13 protein-coding genes are annotated in these 17,332 nt (G+C 39.7%); 7 read left to right on the top strand and 6 right to left on the bottom strand.

From position 1 onward, the window contains the following. A complete protein-coding gene (gene hutH / locus I6E80_RS00220) occupies positions 1-1,536 on the top strand; it encodes a histidine ammonia-lyase (RefSeq protein ID WP_197184498.1) in 1,536 nt (511 codons plus the stop codon). On the opposite strand, the gene I6E80_RS00215 is transcribed toward hutH, so the two are convergent. After that, complete coding sequence (locus I6E80_RS00215; protein WP_197184497.1) at positions 1,533-2,303, bottom strand: NADP-binding protein; 771 nt, start codon at positions 2,301-2,303, stop codon at positions 1,533-1,535. The two genes, hutH and I6E80_RS00215, sit on opposite strands and share 4 nt — an antisense overlap. 116 nt (positions 2,304-2,419) lie before the next feature. Here I6E80_RS00215 and I6E80_RS00210 point away from each other — a divergent pair, with 116 nt between their 5' ends. The 4 genes from I6E80_RS00210 to I6E80_RS00195 all read left to right on the top strand — a co-directional run bounded on the left by I6E80_RS00210 (position 2,420) and on the right by I6E80_RS00195 (position 9,123). Continuing rightward, positions 2,420-4,447, top strand: coding sequence for a methyl-accepting chemotaxis protein (locus I6E80_RS00210; RefSeq protein ID WP_170072537.1), 2,028 nt, complete (start codon positions 2,420-2,422; stop codon positions 4,445-4,447). Between the two features lie 371 nt (positions 4,448-4,818). Beyond that, positions 4,819-7,533: a preprotein translocase subunit SecA gene (secA, locus tag I6E80_RS00205; protein WP_024600415.1), complete on the top strand. Its 2,715-nt coding sequence runs from the start codon at positions 4,819-4,821 to the stop codon at positions 7,531-7,533. A 67-nt stretch (positions 7,534-7,600) separates the two neighbouring features. Then, complete coding sequence (mutT, locus tag I6E80_RS00200; protein ID WP_024600414.1) at positions 7,601-7,999, top strand: 8-oxo-dGTP diphosphatase MutT; 399 nt, start codon at positions 7,601-7,603, stop codon at positions 7,997-7,999. 23 nt (positions 8,000-8,022) lie between these two features. Further along, on the top strand, positions 8,023-9,123 hold the full coding sequence (locus tag I6E80_RS00195; RefSeq protein WP_197184496.1) for a phosphotransferase enzyme family protein: 1,101 nt from the start codon (positions 8,023-8,025) through the stop codon (positions 9,121-9,123). A 36-nt stretch (positions 9,124-9,159) separates the two neighbouring features. Here I6E80_RS00195 and I6E80_RS00190 read toward each other — a convergent pair whose 3' ends face one another. The 3 genes from I6E80_RS00190 to pmbA form a co-directional block, all read right to left on the bottom strand. Next, positions 9,160-11,235, bottom strand: coding sequence for a M13 family metallopeptidase (locus I6E80_RS00190; protein WP_197184495.1), 2,076 nt, complete (start codon positions 11,233-11,235; stop codon positions 9,160-9,162). Between the two features lie 248 nt (positions 11,236-11,483). After that, the gene (locus tag I6E80_RS00185; RefSeq protein ID WP_024605297.1) at positions 11,484-11,969 is read right to left on the bottom strand and encodes a DUF721 domain-containing protein; all 486 of its coding nucleotides are present in this window, start codon (positions 11,967-11,969) and stop codon (positions 11,484-11,486) included. 72 nt (positions 11,970-12,041) lie between these two features. Further along, positions 12,042-13,391, bottom strand: a complete 1,350-nt coding sequence (gene pmbA / locus I6E80_RS00180) for a metalloprotease PmbA (RefSeq protein WP_024600410.1) — start codon at positions 13,389-13,391, stop codon at positions 12,042-12,044. A gap of 144 nt (positions 13,392-13,535) precedes the next feature. Between pmbA and yjgA the strand changes: the two genes are divergently transcribed. Together yjgA and hemN are read left to right on the top strand one after the other, a co-directional pair. Next, positions 13,536-14,069 carry a ribosome biogenesis factor YjgA gene (gene yjgA / locus I6E80_RS00175; protein ID WP_007582068.1) on the top strand — a complete coding sequence of 178 codons (534 nt, stop codon included), beginning with the start codon at positions 13,536-13,538 and terminating at the stop codon, positions 14,067-14,069. Positions 14,070-14,191: 122 nt separating this feature from the next. After that, positions 14,192-15,565 (top strand): oxygen-independent coproporphyrinogen III oxidase, encoded by a 1,374-nt coding sequence (gene hemN, locus I6E80_RS00170; RefSeq protein WP_197184494.1) that lies wholly within the window; start codon positions 14,192-14,194, stop codon positions 15,563-15,565. A gap of 93 nt (positions 15,566-15,658) precedes the next feature. Here the strand turns inward: hemN and I6E80_RS00165 are convergent, their stop codons facing one another. Beyond that, positions 15,659-16,174, bottom strand: a complete 516-nt coding sequence (locus I6E80_RS00165) for a DUF2489 domain-containing protein (RefSeq protein WP_010553820.1) — start codon at positions 16,172-16,174, stop codon at positions 15,659-15,661. A 12-nt stretch (positions 16,175-16,186) separates the two neighbouring features. Beyond that, positions 16,187-16,783 (bottom strand): Der GTPase-activating protein YihI, encoded by a 597-nt coding sequence (yihI, locus tag I6E80_RS00160; protein WP_170072525.1) that lies wholly within the window; start codon positions 16,781-16,783, stop codon positions 16,187-16,189. Between the last annotated feature and the right edge of the window lie 549 nt (positions 16,784-17,332).

The following is a 17,332-nucleotide window of genomic DNA, read 5'->3' as shown; positions in this document are numbered from 1 at the left end:
ATGTTCGAACTTACTCTCACGCCAGGCTCACTTGATTTAAACACACTGAGAAAAATTAATAATTCACCAGTAAAATTAAGCCTTGTAAAGCATGCTGAATCACAAATAGCAGCCAGCGCACAAACCGTTCAAAACGTTATTAATGAGCACCGCACTGTATATGGGATTAACACCGGCTTTGGGTTATTAGCTAATACCAAAATAGCCGACGACGAACTTGAATTATTACAGCGCTCCATTGTGCTTTCACACGCTGCGGGCATTGGCGAATACATGGATGACAGCACAGTAAGGTTAATGATCACCTTAAAAGTAAACTCGCTTTCGCGCGGCTACTCGGGTATTCGCCTGCAAGTAATCCAATTTTTTATGCAGCTGCTTAGTAGCGAAGTATATCCGTGCGTGCCTAAAAAAGGCTCCGTGGGGGCATCGGGGGATTTAGCCCCTCTTGCGCATATGTGCCTACCTTTATTAGCTGAAGGTCAAATGCGACATAAAGGAAAAATAATTAGTGCAGCACAAGGGTTAAAAATAGCGGGGCTTGAACCTCTTACCCTTGCAGCTAAAGAAGGCTTAGCATTACTAAATGGCACACAAGCGTCGACTGCATTTGCACTACAAGGCCTATTTAGAAGCGAGAACTTATATGCACAAAGCTGCGTTATCGGCTCGATAAGCATAGAAGCTGCAATGGGTAGTCGCGCGCCATTTGATGCACGTATTCATGATATTCGTGGTCAGCGCGGACAAATAGACACTGCTCAAGTATTTAGAGAGCTACTCGATACGCACTCTCAAATTAGTGATTCCCACGTCAATTGTGAAAAAGTACAAGACCCTTATTGCCTTCGCTGCCAACCTCAAGTGCTAGGTGCTTGCCTAACTCAGATACGTCAAGCCGCAGAAGTATTGTTATGCGAGTCAAACGGTGTAACCGATAATCCGCTAGTTTTTGCCGATGTAGGCGACATAATATCGGGAGGTAACTTTCATGCAGAGCCAGTTGCAATGGCCGCTGATAACTTAGCTATTGCAATTGCCGAAATTGGCGCATTAGCAGAGAGGCGAATTGCATTACTTATCGATTCAAACCTATCCAAGTTACCGCCATTTTTAGTTGAAAACGGCGGTGTAAATTCAGGATTTATGATTGCCCAAGTTACCGCAGCAGCGCTTGCGTCAGAAAATAAATCATTAGCGCATCCAGCTTCGGTTGATAGCTTGCCTACATCTGCAAATCAAGAAGATCATGTTTCTATGGCAACCTTTGCAGCAAGGCGCTTAGATGAAATGGCCAATAATACCCAAGGTGTTTTGGCAATAGAATGGTTAGCATCGGTTCAAGGGCTAGAATTTAGAAAACCGCTTGAACCATCAAATAAAGTACAAAGCGCTAAAGCGTTATTGCGCGAGCATGTGAGTTATTATGATAAAGACCGCTATTTTGCTCCCGATATAGAAGCTGCCAATACATTATTAAGTGAAGGTAAGTTATGCGACTTCATAGAGAGCAGTCCCCTACCTTCAGCATATTAAATACCATATTGGTAAGTAAAGCCTAGCGCTTCGATAGCTGAGCCAATAACTTTGCGCTCAGCTTTATCATCACTGGTAAAGCGTGGTAACTCACCGCCATGTTCTGCACACTTCACTGCGTAGTATTCAGCTTTAGTTGGGTGCGCAGGATTAACCACATTATAAATATTTTGCCCTACTTGCCAGTGCTCTATCACCGCAAAAATAGCATTAATTACATCTTGTTGGTGCACCATATTTACCACTTGCTCACTTGATGTATTGAGCTCTTTACCTGCCACAAAACGCCCAGGTTCTCTATTAGGCCCTAGTAATCCAGCTAAACGCAGCACTTTTCCGTCTTGCTCAAGTACTTGCTCTTCTGCCTCATAGAGCTTTATTTGGCGCTCGTTTGTGCATGAAATATCGCAACTTTCACTATATACACCAGGCTCTTGATCGTATACCCCGGTTGATGAGCACAATAAAAAGCCCTTTGCGTTTAACTCCTTTGAAAGCTTAAGCGCTGCGGTAAGTGTTTCAGGATAATTACCCTCACTGTGCCTGCTACGTGGTGGAATAGCGCATACCCAATAAGCATTTTGTAAATCAACTTGATGCACTAATTGTCCATCTTCAAGTGTAAACTGACGCTCAAAGTCAAACTCGTGTATATCTGTTCTATGCGTTCCTTGTACTTGCCAATCAGCTTTTTGCGCACTTACGCATAAAGCATGTCCTAACCATCCTGCACCTAATACTACTAATTTATTACTTTTATTTGTCATTTTTGTATAAGCCTTTATTTTAAACGCATAATTAGTTCTTTCTATCTAACTTTATAGAGATTTTAAGTAAGATATGATTAGATATAATTTCATAAATAATAAAAATATGCGTACTCATGCTAAATAATTTATCATTACGGAAGAAAATATTATTATTGATTGGTGGAACAATTACCGTTTTACTAATTATTGCCTCAACATTTTTTGTTAAACACATTGCCAACCTCTCTAGAGAAAACATAGAAAACGAAGCACAGAGTTATCTACAGACCGAGCAACTTTCAATGCAAAGTTACTTTGCGATGTACGGTAAAATGGTATCAACCTTTGTTAATAACCCACATTTAATCAATTTTTTTGAAAATTGGGATACTCGCGATCAAGCACTTGAAAGCGCGCCAGGTTACAACGAAGTAAACCAAGACTTTGTGCGTTTAAGCTCAAACGACGAAAATATTTTATCGGCCTTTTTTGCCTCAGCAACCACCGGTGAATACTTTAAAGAAAATGAACGTACAAGTCACTACAACGGCCAGCCTTATTACGCCTACAAGCGTGGTTGGTGGCAAGAAGCCATGCAAGTTAACAAACTTTACGTAGGTCCAATCTCCGTTGATTTAACCACAGGCGTAGCATCCGCAGTTGTACAACAACCTGTTTATAACGCACAGCGTAAACTCATTGGTATGGGCGGTGTTGATTTACAATTAAACAAAATTAACGACATGGTCGAAAATATTCGCTTTAATGGCCAAGGTTATGGGTTTTTACTCGATGGAAATCAAAAAGTAGTGCACTTTTCAAAAGCCACTGGGCACAAGCTTTCAATTACAGATGAAGGTGCAAACGGTAAAGAAGGACTCGATGCGCTTGAACAACAATTTACAGATACCGCAGGCTTTAAAGAGTTAAACACACAAATGCGAAATAACCTTGAAGGCAGCCAAATGGTTACCTTTAAAGGAGAGCAGTTTTATGTGGTTTACCATCGTCTGCAGTTAGAGCAGCCTTATATAGATTGGTATGTAGGTCTACTTATTCCTACTAGCATGATTGAAGAGCCCGTAAATGCTGCAGTAACTGCAACAACAACTGCAGTAATTATTATCTTAATTATTATATTAGCTATGATTTTATGGGCTACCCATATGATTTCAAAACCCATTACAACGCTTACACACATTATGCGTGATATAGCATCGGGCGAAGGCGATCTTACTCAAAAAATTGATATTGATAGCCAAGATGAAGTCGGCCAACTGGCCAATCACATGAATACGTTTATTGATAAGTTACGCGCCATGATGCTCGAAACCGCAGCTCAAGCAGAGCAACTAAGCAACGCAGCAGCTCAACTAAGACATGTTTCTGAGCAAACTAATTCTGAAATTCAACAAGAGAAGCAACAAGTTGATAGCGTGAGCGCTGCGGTAACTGAAATGGCAACTACCGTGCTTGAAATATCACGTAATGCACAACATACAAATAACGCAGCTGAAGAAGTTCAGGCAATTACAGCTGAAGGTGCAAGCCGTTCTACACAGGCGCAAAAAGTAATGACTGAACTGGCGTTGCATATTGGTGAAGCATCCAAAGTGGTTGCGGGCCTTGAACAAGAAAGTAATAACATTGGTGCATTAGTCGATGTTATTAACTCAATTGCCGATCAAACCAACTTACTTGCACTTAATGCGGCTATAGAGGCTGCTCGTGCTGGCGAACACGGTCGAGGCTTTGCCGTTGTTGCGGATGAAGTACGCTCACTAGCAAGTCGCACACAAGAATCAACCGACGATATTCGTAATATGATTTCGCGTTTGCAGCAAATAGCTCAACAGGCCTCGGTGATGATGCAACAAGGACAAGACCAAACCGAAGGCTCAGTGCTGCAAACTAAAGAAGTACTTAGCTCACTTCACAATATTGCGCAGTCGGTCACTAAAGTACAAGACCAAAGTCATCAAATAGCAACATCAACTGAGGAGCAAACAGTCGTTGCTGAAGATATTAATACGAGCCTTTCGGCAATTAATAACTTAGTGAACAGTACCGCTGACCATGCACACACCCTCGCTGACGAAGCTCGTGACTTAAGTGATTTAGCTGCAGCGCTTAACAAAACGGTTAATCAATTTAAATTATAAAACTCTCATTTAATAGCTGTGTTTAAGCGTCAAACTTAAGCGCAGCTATAACCCTTGTTTTTAATTTATTTAGCACCATATCTTTACAGTTCGCTACTATTTTTACTGTAATTGAGTAATACAAAGTTATTTTTGCGAACCAGATCAAATTTTTCGATTTTATACACAGATCTTTTTATTGAGATAGTTTGTTGTTTGGCAGAGTCTGGTATAGTAGCGCACGTAATAAACAGTGCTTTTTGAGCGGTTTAATACAATATTGCTAATTAATATGTTCTAAGTGTTATTTAAAAGCACATATTAATTACCAATTGTTAAAAATGGGTTAGCCGATACTCGGCTGACAAAGAATATATTGTAACGGTTTTATCATGATATCTAATTTATTTACCAAGCTTTTTGGTAGTCGCAATGACCGCACTATTAAAAACTTAAGAAAGACGGTCGCGCTAATCAATGCGCTAGAAACGCAACTTGAAGCGCTTTCTGATGAAGATTTAAGAGCTAAAACAGCTGAGTTTAGAGAACGTTACGATAACGGACAAGGCCTTGACGATATTCTACCTGAAGCTTTTGCTGTGGTACGTGAAGCGTCAAAGCGCGTAAATGGCATGCGTCATTTCGACGTGCAGTTATTAGGTGGTATGGTTTTACATCAAGGTCGCATTGCAGAAATGCGTACCGGTGAAGGTAAAACATTAACAGCTACCCTACCAGCTTATCTAAACGGCTTAACAGGCAAAGGTGTTCACGTAATTACTGTGAATGACTACCTTGCTAAACGTGATGCTGAAACCAACCGTGCGTTATTTGAATTTTTAGGCCTTACTGTAGGCTGTAACGTACCTGGTATGATGCCACAGCAGAAGAAGCTAGCTTATACTGCTGACATTACGTACGGTACAAATAACGAATTTGGTTTTGACTACCTTCGCGATAATATGGCTTTTAGTATTGATGAACGTGTTCAGCGTCCATTATTTTATGCTGTAGTCGATGAAGTGGATTCAATCTTAATTGATGAAGCGCGTACTCCGCTTATTATTTCAGGCCCAGCTGAGGACAGCTCTGAGCTATACACTGAAATAAATACCATCGTTCCTTTACTTGAACTTCAAGAAAAAGAAGACGAAGAAGGTGTTGAAGGCGACGGCGATTACACTATTGATGAAAAGTCTAAGCAAGTTCATTTAACAGAACGTGGTCAAATTAAAGTAGAAGAGCTACTTACTGAACGCGGTTTAATTGAAGAAGGCGATTCGCTTTACTCCGCGGCAAGCATTACGCTATTAAGTCACGTTTATGCGGCTCTTCGTGCTCACAAGCTATACCAAAAAGATGTTGATTACGTTGTAAAAGAAAACGAAGTAATCATTATCGATGAGCATACTGGTCGTTCAATGGAAGGTCGTCGTTGGTCAGAAGGTTTACACCAAGCTGTTGAAGCTAAAGAAGGTGTAAATATTCAGAACGAAAACCAAACACTTGCATCTATTACGTTCCAAAACTACTTCCGTTTATACGAAACACTAGCAGGTATGACAGGTACTGCTGATACTGAAGCTTTTGAGTTTCAATCTATCTACGGCCTAGATACCGTTGTTATGCCAACTAATAAGCCAATGGTTCGTGATGATCGCGCCGACTTAGTTTATCTAACGCAAGAAGAAAAATACGAAGCAATTTTAATTGACATTAAAGACTGCCAAGACCGCGGACAACCGGTACTTGTAGGTACTATTTCAATTGAAAGTTCTGAGTATTTATCACAGTTTCTACGCAAAGAAAAAATTAAGCACAACGTACTTAATGCTAAATTTCATGCGCAAGAAGCTGACATCGTTTCAGACGCGGGTCTGCCAGGTACAGTAACAATTGCAACCAATATGGCCGGTCGTGGTACCGATATCGTGTTAGGCGGCAACTGGAACAGTGAAGTTGAAAAACTTGAGAACCCAACTGCTGAGCAAATTGCTGATATTAAAGCGGCTTGGAAAATTCGCCATGATGCAGTAATTGATGCCGGCGGTTTACATATCATTGGTACTGAACGTCACGAATCTCGTCGTATAGATAACCAATTACGTGGTCGTTCTGGTCGTCAAGGTGACGCCGGCTCTAGCCGTTTCTACCTATCGATGGACGATGCACTAATGCGTATCTTCGCTGGTGAACGCATGACTAACATGATGCGTAAACTAGGTATGCAACGCGGTGAAGCAATTGAACATCCATGGGTTAACCGTGCGATTGAAAATGCACAGCGTAAAGTAGAAGCACGTAACTTTGATGTTCGTAAGCAATTACTTGAGTACGATGATGTAGCAAACGATCAACGTCGCGTTGTTTACTCTCAACGTAATGAGCTACTTGAAGAAGGCGATATTTCAGAAACTATCACAGCAATTCGTGGTGATGTTCTTGCTGGTGTAATTGATCAGTACATTGCACCGCAAAGCCTTGCTGAAATGTGGGATATTCCTGGCCTTGAAGAGCGTTTAAAACAAGATTTCTTAATTGAGTTACCAATCACTCAGTGGTTAGCTGATGACAATAAGCTATATGAAGAAAAGCTTCGTGAGCGTATTGAAGAAGCTGTTGAGCAGTCATACAAGCAAAAAGAAGAGCAAGTAGGCGATTCTGTTTTACGTCAGTTTGAAAAAGCGATTATGCTACAAAGTCTTGATCAACATTGGAAAGATCACCTTGCTGCGATGGATCACTTACGCCAAGGTATTCATTTACGTGGTTACGCGCAAAAGAATCCTAAGCAAGAGTACAAGCGTGAATCGTTTGAGTTGTTTTCTGAAATGCTTGAAAACTTGAAAGTAGATGTTGTAAGCATCCTAAGTAAAGTACAAGTACGCGCAGAAGAAGATGTTGAAAAAGTAGAAGAGCAACACCGTAAAAGTGAAAATGCTCCTCGCGAATACCAACATGAAGAAGCTGAGCAAGTAGGTGGCGAAGCGCCAGCACCAGAAACAGCGACTGTAATGGCTCGTACAGAACCAAAAGTAGGTCGTAATGACCCTTGCCCTTGTAAATCAGGTCAAAAATTCAAACAATGTTGCGGTAAATTAAAATAGCCCAATATTGTTATTAGCTTATTAAAAAGCGGCGCTAGCGTCGCTTTTTTTATGGAGTTTTAAAGTAATGACTATAGAAATTGTACATGTAGCTGTTGGTGTTATTAAGAAGAATAACGCTATATTCATTTGTAAACGCGCAGATGAACAACATCAAGGCGGTTTATGGGAATTTCCTGGTGGCAAAGTAGAAGCAGGTGAAAGTGTTTTTGTTGCACTTAAACGCGAGCTTATTGAAGAAGTTGGATTAACAATTCACAGCTCTAGTCAACTTATGGTGATTGAACATGACTACGGCGATAAGTGCGTTAAATTAGATGTACACGTAGTGAGTAACTTTAGCGGTGAAGCACATGGCGCTGAAGGGCAACCTAGTGAATGGGTAGCAATTAGTGAATTAGAAAATTATGATTTCCCTGAAGCTAATGCTGAAATTATCCAGAAAATAGTAGCCCGATACGCATAACAAACTAGGTACAAGTGAGCGCAATGAACATCTCAATACAAAATAAGCTAAGCGAAGAATTAGCATTAAATCCTGAGTTAACTCAAGTTAGTGTGATTGGTAGCGGCCATATAAATAGTACATGGCTACTTAGATGTATTGATAAACAGTTTATTGTGCAAAAACTTAATACTGAGGTATTTAAATACCCTGCTCAGTTAGTAAGTAATGCAAAACTAATTGAGCAGCATTTAAATACCAAACAACTACAAAGCAACTACCCCCTTGAAACAGTTAAGCATATAGCTACGCAGAACAATGAATACTTAATAGAAATAGATAACGAACACTATCGTGTACTTAATTATATTAGTGACAGCTACAGCGAAGACGTTGTTAAAAACACGCAACAGAGCGAGCAAGCGGCTTACGCTTTTGGTGTATTTACGCATGCCTTGCAAGACTTTGATGCACAACAACTACATACTGTAATTCCTGATTTTCATAACTTAGCGATGCGCTTTGAGCAATTAAATACCGCAATCACAAATAACTCTGTAAATAGAGTAAAGCACTGCGCTGACGAAATAGAATATTGCTTATCGCAGCAGCATTTAATTACTGAGCTTAGTAGTATAGCTAAGCAGATACCACTAAGAGTGTGTCATAACGATACAAAAATAAATAATATGCTGTTTTGTAGTGCAACTCACAAAGCAAAAGCAGTGATTGATTTAGATACCTGCATGGCGGGATTTCGGCTTTATGATTTTGGTGACATGGTACGCACTTTCTGCTCCCCCGAAGCCGAGGATTCAACAAACTTACGCAACGTTGTTATTCGAAAAGATATATTTTCAGCCATTGTTAAAGGCTATGTAACGCCATTAAAAAGTAGCATGAGTAAACAAGAACAAGAAAGCCTGCTGCTAGGCGCTAAAATAATGCCGCTCATGTTAAGTGTGCGCTTTTTAACTGATTACTTAAATAACGATGTGTACTTTAAAGTGGCTCATGCAGAGCACAATTTAGAGCGCGTACAAAACCAACTCGCGCTTTATAAAAACATACTGAGTAACGAAGAATGGATGCACGCGTGCTTAGTCGATGAACAAATTCAAGATACAAAAAAACCAGTAAGCTAAAAACTTACTGGTTTTTATTATTTACATACAATGTAATTACCAGATTTTTACGCGGTCTTCTGGTTTGATATACATTTTATCACCTTCTTTTACGTCAAACGCTTCGTAAAACTCAGGCATATTCGACAAGATACCGATTACACGGTAGTGACTTGGTGAATGAGGGTCTGTTAATAAACGATTACGTAACTCTTCATCGCGATAGTTACGACGCCAAATTTGTGACCAACCCATAAAGAAACGTTGATCGCCTGTGTAACCATCAACCACAGGTGCTTTTTTATCACCTAAAGATAGCATATACGCTTTATGCGCAACCGTTAAGCCACCTAAGTCACCAATGTTTTCGCCAAGCGTTAGCTCGCCATTAACACTTGCATCTTCAAATGGTTTATATTCGTTATACTGTGCAACTAAAGCCGCTGTACGCTCTTCAAATTGCTTAAGGTCAGTCTCACTCCACCAGTTACGTAAGTTACCGTCACCGTCATATTTAGCACCTTGGTCGTCAAAACCATGACCAAGCTCATGCCCAATTACTGCGCCAATTGCGCCGTAGTTTACAGCATCATCCGCTTCTAAATTAAAGAATGGCGGTTGTAAAATAGCAGCAGGGAATACAATTTCATTGTTTACTGGGTTGTAATACGCATTTACTGTTTGCGGAGTCATGTGCCACTCAGAGCGATCAACTGGTTTACCCAATTTAGCAATCATGTCTGCGTATGCCCATTCGCTATAACGAATGTAATTGCCTACTAGCTCATCTGAATTAATCTCTAGCTCAGAGTAATCTTTCCACGTATCTGGGTAACCAATTTTAGGTGTAAATTTGTCTAGTTTTTCTTTCGCTGCAAGCTTTGTTTCAGGACTCATCCACTCAAGATTTTCAATAGCAACACCGTAACCTTTAATTACGTTATCAACTAATTCCTCCATGCGTGCTTTCGCTTCTGGCGGGAAGTTATCTTTAACGTATACCTTACCTAAAATTTCACCAAGTACACTGTTAGATGCATCAACCGCTTGCTTCCAAAGAGGTGCTTGTTCTTCTACGCCACGAAGTGTTGTGCTGTAAAAGTCAAAGTTAAGGTTAACTAAATCTTCACTAAGTAGCTCTGCATAACCACTTACAAAATGAAATTTTAAGTAGTTTTTCCACGTTGCTAAATCAGTGTCTTTGTAAATAGTAGCAAGTGCTTCTAAGTAGCTTGGTTGACGTACAATAATGTCACTTGCACTCACGCCTGCATCTTTAAAGAATGAAGCTAAATCAAGGTCACCCATCAACTTGCTTGCATCTGTTACTGTCATCTTGTTATAAGATTTAGTTGCATCACGGCTTTGCACACGGCTCCACTGAGCATCAGCTAGTGTTTTTTCAAATGCGAGTACGCTCTTAGCAGCTTCTGCTGCATTTTTAACGCCTGACTTTGCTAAAACATCAGTGATGTATTGCTCGTAAGAAGCGCGAATTTTAGTGAATTTTTCATCATCGTTTAAGTAATAATCACGATCAGGTAAACCAAGACCCGACTGAGATAAATACAATGCATACTCGCTTGAGTTTTTAGCATCGTTATTTACAAACCAACCAAACGGTAAAGTACCGCCTTGTTTTTGAATTTTAGCCATTAAACCCACTAAATCAGCTTTAGATTTAACGCTATCAATTGTATCTAATGACGGTTGTAATGGCGTAATACCTAGCTCATTACGCGCATCTTTATTCATATAGCTTTTATAAAATGCACCAATTTTGTACTCATCACTGCCTTTTTTAGCGGCTTTGTTTGCGGCTGCACTTTCAAGGGCTATTTTCATCGCTTTTTGCGACTCATCATATAACTGCGAAAAAGAACCGTAGTTAGATTTATCACCTGGTATTTCAGTTTTAGCTAACCACTCGCCATTTACATGGTAGTAAAAATCGTCTTGTGCGCGTACTGAACTATCCATATTAGCTAATTCAATACCAAGCTCTAGTGGTTTTTCAGCGGGTGCTGTTACTACTGGAGTGTCGGTTACTTTAGTTTCTTGTTGTTTTTCACCACAACCTACCAAGCCAAGTGCAAGTGCAATACTTGCAGCAGCCATTGTTACTTTATTCATAATGATTCCGTTTGTTAGTTAGAATTTAATACCAACTCCATTAAATTCTTGAATATAGCAGGAGTAAAAATAGCACTGCCTACACGCTTTTACTTAATGGAATGGGTATCAAAGAGCTTTCGATCAATATAAAGCCCACGCAGTATCATAAACCTCATTAAGCCAACAATAAAATGGAATATGTAACAAAGTATTTTGAATGCGGTGAGCTGCCAAATTAGCCCCACCAATAACAAGATGATGGGTAGTTAAGGCTCGCTTTTATTTTTTCCATGAAGCGCTAAACGCTCAAGTTTTTCTTTTAAAGAAGGAGGGGCCGAAGATGCTATGGCGTTTAAGTAATCAGCTGTTTGCTCACTCATTTTACGAGAGTTGGTAACTGCAGGACTGCCCGACTTATTCGCAGTACTTAATCGCTGAGTCGCCTGAGGATTTGCCGTGATTTTTATTTGCCCAAGCTCTGCCATCCCGGCGGCTCTAAAATGTGAAAGCATATCCATTTTTAGATAGTTAAGCCTAAGCGCGATAGGTGCAGATACCGCCTCTATCATTAGCGTACCGTCTCGGTAATTACTTACTCGGCATTTATCACCCAACTTAGGACCTAAAAAATCTTTTAATAAAGTTTGCTGTGTATCAAGTGCTTGGCTTTTGCCTGCATAAGCTGATAAACGATTATTTAACCCCGCCATAATATCGGTTAGCGGTTTTGGTGCATATCTATCTTTAGCCATTTTACACCTCGTAAAAGCTCACTTAGACCCAGAGATAATACTCTAGGTCTAAGTATACACTGCGTATTAATACTACGCGCCGGCTATTTGCATTTGCTCTATTAATATTGAGCCAGTTTGAATACCACCACGGCGCTCTATGTCACCACCAATAGCAGATATACCTTTAAACATATCTTTTAAATTACCAGCAATGGTAATTTCACTTACAGGATATTGGATTTCACCATTTTCAACCCAAAAACCAGCAGCACCACGAGAGTAGTCACCCGTTACTGTATTTACGCCCTGCCCCATTAGCTCGGTTACTAATAAGCCTGTGCCCATGGTTTTTAATAGTGCAGTTAAATCGTTATGAGTTTGTTCAACAAGCCAGTTATGTATACCGCCCGCATGCCCTGTTGGCGTCATATTCATTTTACGCGCAGCATAGCTTGCTAATAAATAAGTTTGTAACTCGCCGCCTTGAATAATTTCTCTGTCAATGGTTTTAACGCCTTCGCTATCAAACGGTGACGACGCCAAACCTTTTAAAATATGCGGGCGCTCAGCTATATTTACACAATTACTAAATACCTGAGTGCCCAAACTATCAAGTAAAAAACTCGATTTACGATACAAAGCACCACCACCAATTGCCGACACTAAGTGACCAAACAATGAATTTGCAATATCGGCTCTAAAAATAACAGGCACTTTCATTGTGCCTAGCTTTTGACTATTTAATTTAGCGAGCGTTTCAGCTGCCGCTTCAAGCCCAACTGCCGCTGCGTCATTTAAACCCGCTTGATCGCGCGCAACCGTATAAGCAGAGTCGCGTTGCATCTGTTCGCCATCTTGACCTATCACCATAGTGCTAATGCTATGACGAGTACGTGGAAAACCGGTTATCAAACCATGGCTGTTACCATAAACACGTAGCCCTTGATGCGATGAAAAGCTCGCACCATCAGAGTTAACAATACGCTCATCAGCATTTAGTGCAGCTTGCTCAGCAGCATGACAAAGCTCAATGCCTTCCTCAGGACTTACATCCCAAGGGTGGTATAAATCTAAATCTTTAGGATTAAATTCTAGCAATTCTTTATCAGCAACGCCGTTAAATGGGTCATCAGATGTAAACTTAGCTATATCAATCGCTTTTTCTACTACCATACGCAACGTTTTTGGATTTAAATCAGCGGTTGACGCCGAGCCTTTATTATTACCAACATATACGCTAATGCCTAAGCCACCATCTTGGTTAAACTCAATGGTTTCTACTTCACCCATTCGAGTACTAACCGATAAACCAGATGTACTAGACATGGCCGCTTCGGCAGCTGTAGCGCCTAATTTTTTAGCATGTTCGAGTACTTCTGCTACCGCATCTTTAACTTGCGATATTTGAGAATAAATTGGATCGTTTTGTTGGCTTTTCATAAATTAAGTCCTGAGCCTTAGAGGCATAATGCACGCATTTCTTATATTTAAATGCTAACACACTCAATGCATCACATCAGCTAATATTCCTAAGTATCATATTCATGTATAATGGCAAAAGTTATTTTTATTTAAGAGCACCCCATGGCAAAGAAAAAAGGCAAGCCTGCTGAAATTGAAGAAGAAATTGAATATGTATCAAGAACGGAGCTTAAGCGCGAAGCGCAAGAGTTTCATCAGTTAGGTACTGAAATTGCCAAAATGGGTAAAAAACAGCGCGAACGCCTGCCATTAAATGACGATTTAAAAGCGGCAATGGTTGTTGCTGATAAAATAAGTAATAAAAGCGATGCGTATCGCCGTCACTTAAACTACATTGCTAAAACGTTGCGTACTGTAGAAAACATTGACGCTATTAGAGCGATTATCGATGTAATGCTTAATAAAAATAACCAAGCTGAAGTATTGGTCAAAAAAATTGAGCAACTACGTTCAGACTTAATTGAACAAGGTGATGATCTTATCAATGAGACTATTGAGCAGTTCCCGTCTCTTGATCGTCAGCAAATGCGTCAATTGGTTCGTAATGCGGCAAAAGAAGCGAAAGCTGAAAAGCCAGGTAAAGGTTATAAAGAGTTATTTCAATATCTCAAAGATGCACATACCGTTACGTATTAATTAGACCGTATTAATTGATATTTTATTAAAAAAGGTGCTTCGGCACCTTTTTTGTTATAGATCAAACCGCCTCCCTGCGTACTTTTTTATAATCCCCCTAAATAAATACTTAGGTGCGCGTGATGATTAAACTTCCACAGTGGGATCAAACCCTAATAAACAAATATAATGTGTCTGGCCCGCGTTATACCTCATACCCCACGGCTCTATCACTGCGTGACGGTTATCAGCAACAAAACTTACTAAACGCGATAGAATCGTCAACGAGTCGTTCACTTTCTTTATATATTCATATTCCATTTTGTAGTCAGCTTTGCTACTACTGTGGCTGTAATAAAATAATTACCCGCCATCAATCTAAAGCAGATACGTATCTCGACTTTTTAGCAAAAGAAATTACTGCTCAAGCGCATTTATTTAAAAGCTACACGGTTGAGCAATTACATTTAGGTGGCGGTACACCCACTTTTTTAACCGCAAAACAAATGACCCGTTTAATAAAGCTTTTAGAGCAGCACTTTAATTTTACGCGAACTACTGAACGCGGTATTGAAATAGATCCACGTTCGCTTGCCGATAACATGCTTGTTGATTTAAGGATGCTTGGCTTTAATCGTGTCTCGTTTGGGATTCAAGACTTTAACGACGACGTGCAACTTGCTGTTAATCGTCCGCAAAATGCAGATACGGTTAAGCAATTAATTACACAAGCTCGCGAGCTGGGATTTCAATCTATTAATGCAGATATGATTTACGGGCTTCCTCTGCAAACACCAGAGAGCTTTAAGCAAACTATAGAGCAACTTATTGAGTTAAGCCCTGACCGAGTATCGGTGTTTAACTACGCGCATTTACCAGAGCGCTTTGCCGCACAGCGAAAGATTAAAGATGCAGATTTACCCAGCGCACATAATAAACTCACCATGTTTAAAAATACGCTGGAGCAGATGACGCAAGCAGGCTATCAATTTATTGGTATGGACCACTTTGCAAAAATCGACAACGAACTAGCTGTTGCGCAAAATGAAGGGAAATTACATCGTAATTTTCAAGGTTATACAACCCATGGAAATTGTGATTTATTAGGCTTAGGCGTGTCATCAATTTCACAGATTGGCACTGCCATTTTACAAAATCAAAAAGAATTAAAACATTATTACCACAGCGTAGAAACACAAAGCGCCTGTGCTCTTAATAAAGGTATGCACTTAACACATGATGATGTAATTCGTGCTGATGCAATTAAGCAGCTCATTTGTCAGTTTGAATTAGATATACAAGCCTTTAGCGAAAAGCATGAACTTGTATTTAATGACTACTTTGCAGATGCACTCGTTGCGCTTGCACCACTGATTAAAGATGAGTTAGTGATTATAACTGAGAATAAAATTAGCGTAACGCCACGCGGTAACTTATTTATTCGTATTATTTGCATGTGCTTTGATGCACATTTACAAAAACAAATAAATGCGACGCGTTTTTCACGGGTAATTTAACTGATACTAATTTAATTCAATTGGTATAAAATTTTTTACGCATAAAAAAAGCAGACTAAGGTCTGCTTTTTCTGAGTACTCGAAAAATTAAAGCTAGTTAAAAACCACTTTATCGCTACCTGGAGCGGCTTTAAACTCGATGATAATTTTGGCGCAATCGGCCTTAACCTCATCTTTAAGTGTTTCTTCAGCTTGCCAGCGAGCCTTATCTAGCTTAAAAATCTCTTTTTTAGCGTATTTTTTACGTGCATCGTGTGTCGGCATTTCTTTAACTACCTGGTACATTTTATAAATGCCAGGATATTGCGTCGTTAAATCACGCTCGCTCTCAAAGCCATATTGAGACATAAGTACCCAAATACGTAAACAACCTTCAGAAAACTCACACTGCTCTTCATTCATTGCACGCGCAATTAAATGAATACTATCGGCTAGTTTGGCATTTCGCTTTAAACGCGACTTCTCAAGCTTTTGCTTTTGTTCAGCCTGCGTTTTAGCAATTAACTTTTTTTGCGCATTTAACTTGTACAGCAACTGACCCGCATAAAATGCCAGACCAACTATTATAGCAGCGCCTAAAAGTAAGGCTAAAATTACCGCGGTACTCATTATTTATCCTTACTATTTGTCGTCTTCATCTAACCATTCGTTGGCTAAATCGTCAGATAAGTATTGATCGAAATCAGAATTGCCTTTGCTTTCAATATCATCTTCAAAGTCATCTTCAAATTCGTCTTCATCCTCGTCTTCAATACCAAGAATTTCACATAACGCCTGATGACGAGCAATACGGCTATTAAAGTACTTAGCATCTTTACCTGTTAGCATTTCACCTTCTTCATGACGCTCTACTAATTTAAGTAAACGTTCGTCATTCTCAAGTGCTTCTAGCTCTTGTTCAGGTGTGAATTCAGGCTCGATTACCTTTTTCAGCTCAATAGTTGGCTTTAAGTTGCGTTTCATTTCAACTTTAGGCTCAGGCGCAGTTGCAATTAATGGTACTGGCTTTTTACTGCCTACACGCTTATCTTTAGGCGCGTGACCACCATTGTGGCTTTCGCTATCTAGTAAATCTGGCGCGTTACGAGAACCTGGCTTAGCGCCTTTGGTTTTTTTAACTCGCTGCTCTTTTAATGCGCGCATTTCTTTAAGCTTATCTTGGCTTAAACGAACAGGTCCATTTGCAGGGCTTTTGCGTGACTTTTTAGTTCTACTCATATCTTGATCATCTCACTTAAGAGGTTTTGAGCGAAGCGCAAATTAATGGGCATCGCAGTGCTGGCCTAGCCAGAAGAATTCAGTTTGCGCTATAGAGGTTGGGTTTCCCATTTAAAAGCGCCTTAGCTAATTAATCGCTAATTTTAAACGGTGGGTATTGTAACAGGACAAATAAAAAGGCGGTAGAGAAAACATCTCTACCGCCTGCTAATCTGAGCGCCATTATCTGGACACTTCTCCCTTCGACTTTTTTTAGTCTTTATTATTTTTATTATTATCAGTCCGTATTGTTATTATTTTTACGTTCCTTGTTACATTCCATTTTGTTTTTATTATTAAACTTCCATGAGTTTTTTATTATTATCGGCCATCCTGACACTTTTTTATTATTTCCTTTAGTAGCACTAATCTTGTGCTATGTAGTCATGCCGCGCTACTTTCCTTGATAGTAATTTCCGTTTTATTATTGTTGTTTTGCGACAGTGGTTAATTTACTCGTTAATGATTTTGTTACAACTGGTTTATATAACTTTTATTATATTAATTACA

The sequence above is a fragment of the Pseudoalteromonas sp. NSLLW218 genome (genome assembly GCF_015864775.1).
In the GTDB taxonomy this organism is placed as follows: Bacteria; Pseudomonadota; Gammaproteobacteria; order Enterobacterales; family Alteromonadaceae; genus Pseudoalteromonas.
Note: the sequence above shows the minus strand (reverse complement) of the source record. Positions and strands in the feature narration are given on the sequence as shown.

Coding starts and splice junctions, on each gene's coding strand:
- I6E80_RS00190 (WP_197184495.1), bottom strand. CDS start 11,235: ATGAATAAAGTAACAATGGCTGCTGCAAGTATTGCACTTGCACTTGGC.
- I6E80_RS00185 (WP_024605297.1), bottom strand. CDS start 11,969: ATGGCTAAAGATAGATATGCACCAAAACCGCTAACCGATATTATGGCG.
- yjgA (WP_007582068.1), top strand. CDS start 13,536: ATGGCAAAGAAAAAAGGCAAGCCTGCTGAAATTGAAGAAGAAATTGAA.
- hutH (WP_197184498.1), top strand. CDS start 1: ATGTTCGAACTTACTCTCACGCCAGGCTCACTTGATTTAAACACACTG.
- I6E80_RS00210 (WP_170072537.1), top strand. CDS start 2,420: ATGCTAAATAATTTATCATTACGGAAGAAAATATTATTATTGATTGGT.
- mutT (WP_024600414.1), top strand. CDS start 7,601: ATGACTATAGAAATTGTACATGTAGCTGTTGGTGTTATTAAGAAGAAT.
- I6E80_RS00215 (WP_197184497.1), bottom strand. CDS start 2,303: ATGACAAATAAAAGTAATAAATTAGTAGTATTAGGTGCAGGATGGTTA.
- hemN (WP_197184494.1), top strand. CDS start 14,192: ATGATTAAACTTCCACAGTGGGATCAAACCCTAATAAACAAATATAAT.
- I6E80_RS00195 (WP_197184496.1), top strand. CDS start 8,023: ATGAACATCTCAATACAAAATAAGCTAAGCGAAGAATTAGCATTAAAT.
- secA (WP_024600415.1), top strand. CDS start 4,819: ATGATATCTAATTTATTTACCAAGCTTTTTGGTAGTCGCAATGACCGC.
- pmbA (WP_024600410.1), bottom strand. CDS start 13,391: ATGAAAAGCCAACAAAACGATCCAATTTATTCTCAAATATCGCAAGTT.
- yihI (WP_170072525.1), bottom strand. CDS start 16,783: ATGAGTAGAACTAAAAAGTCACGCAAAAGCCCTGCAAATGGACCTGTT.
- I6E80_RS00165 (WP_010553820.1), bottom strand. CDS start 16,174: ATGAGTACCGCGGTAATTTTAGCCTTACTTTTAGGCGCTGCTATAATA.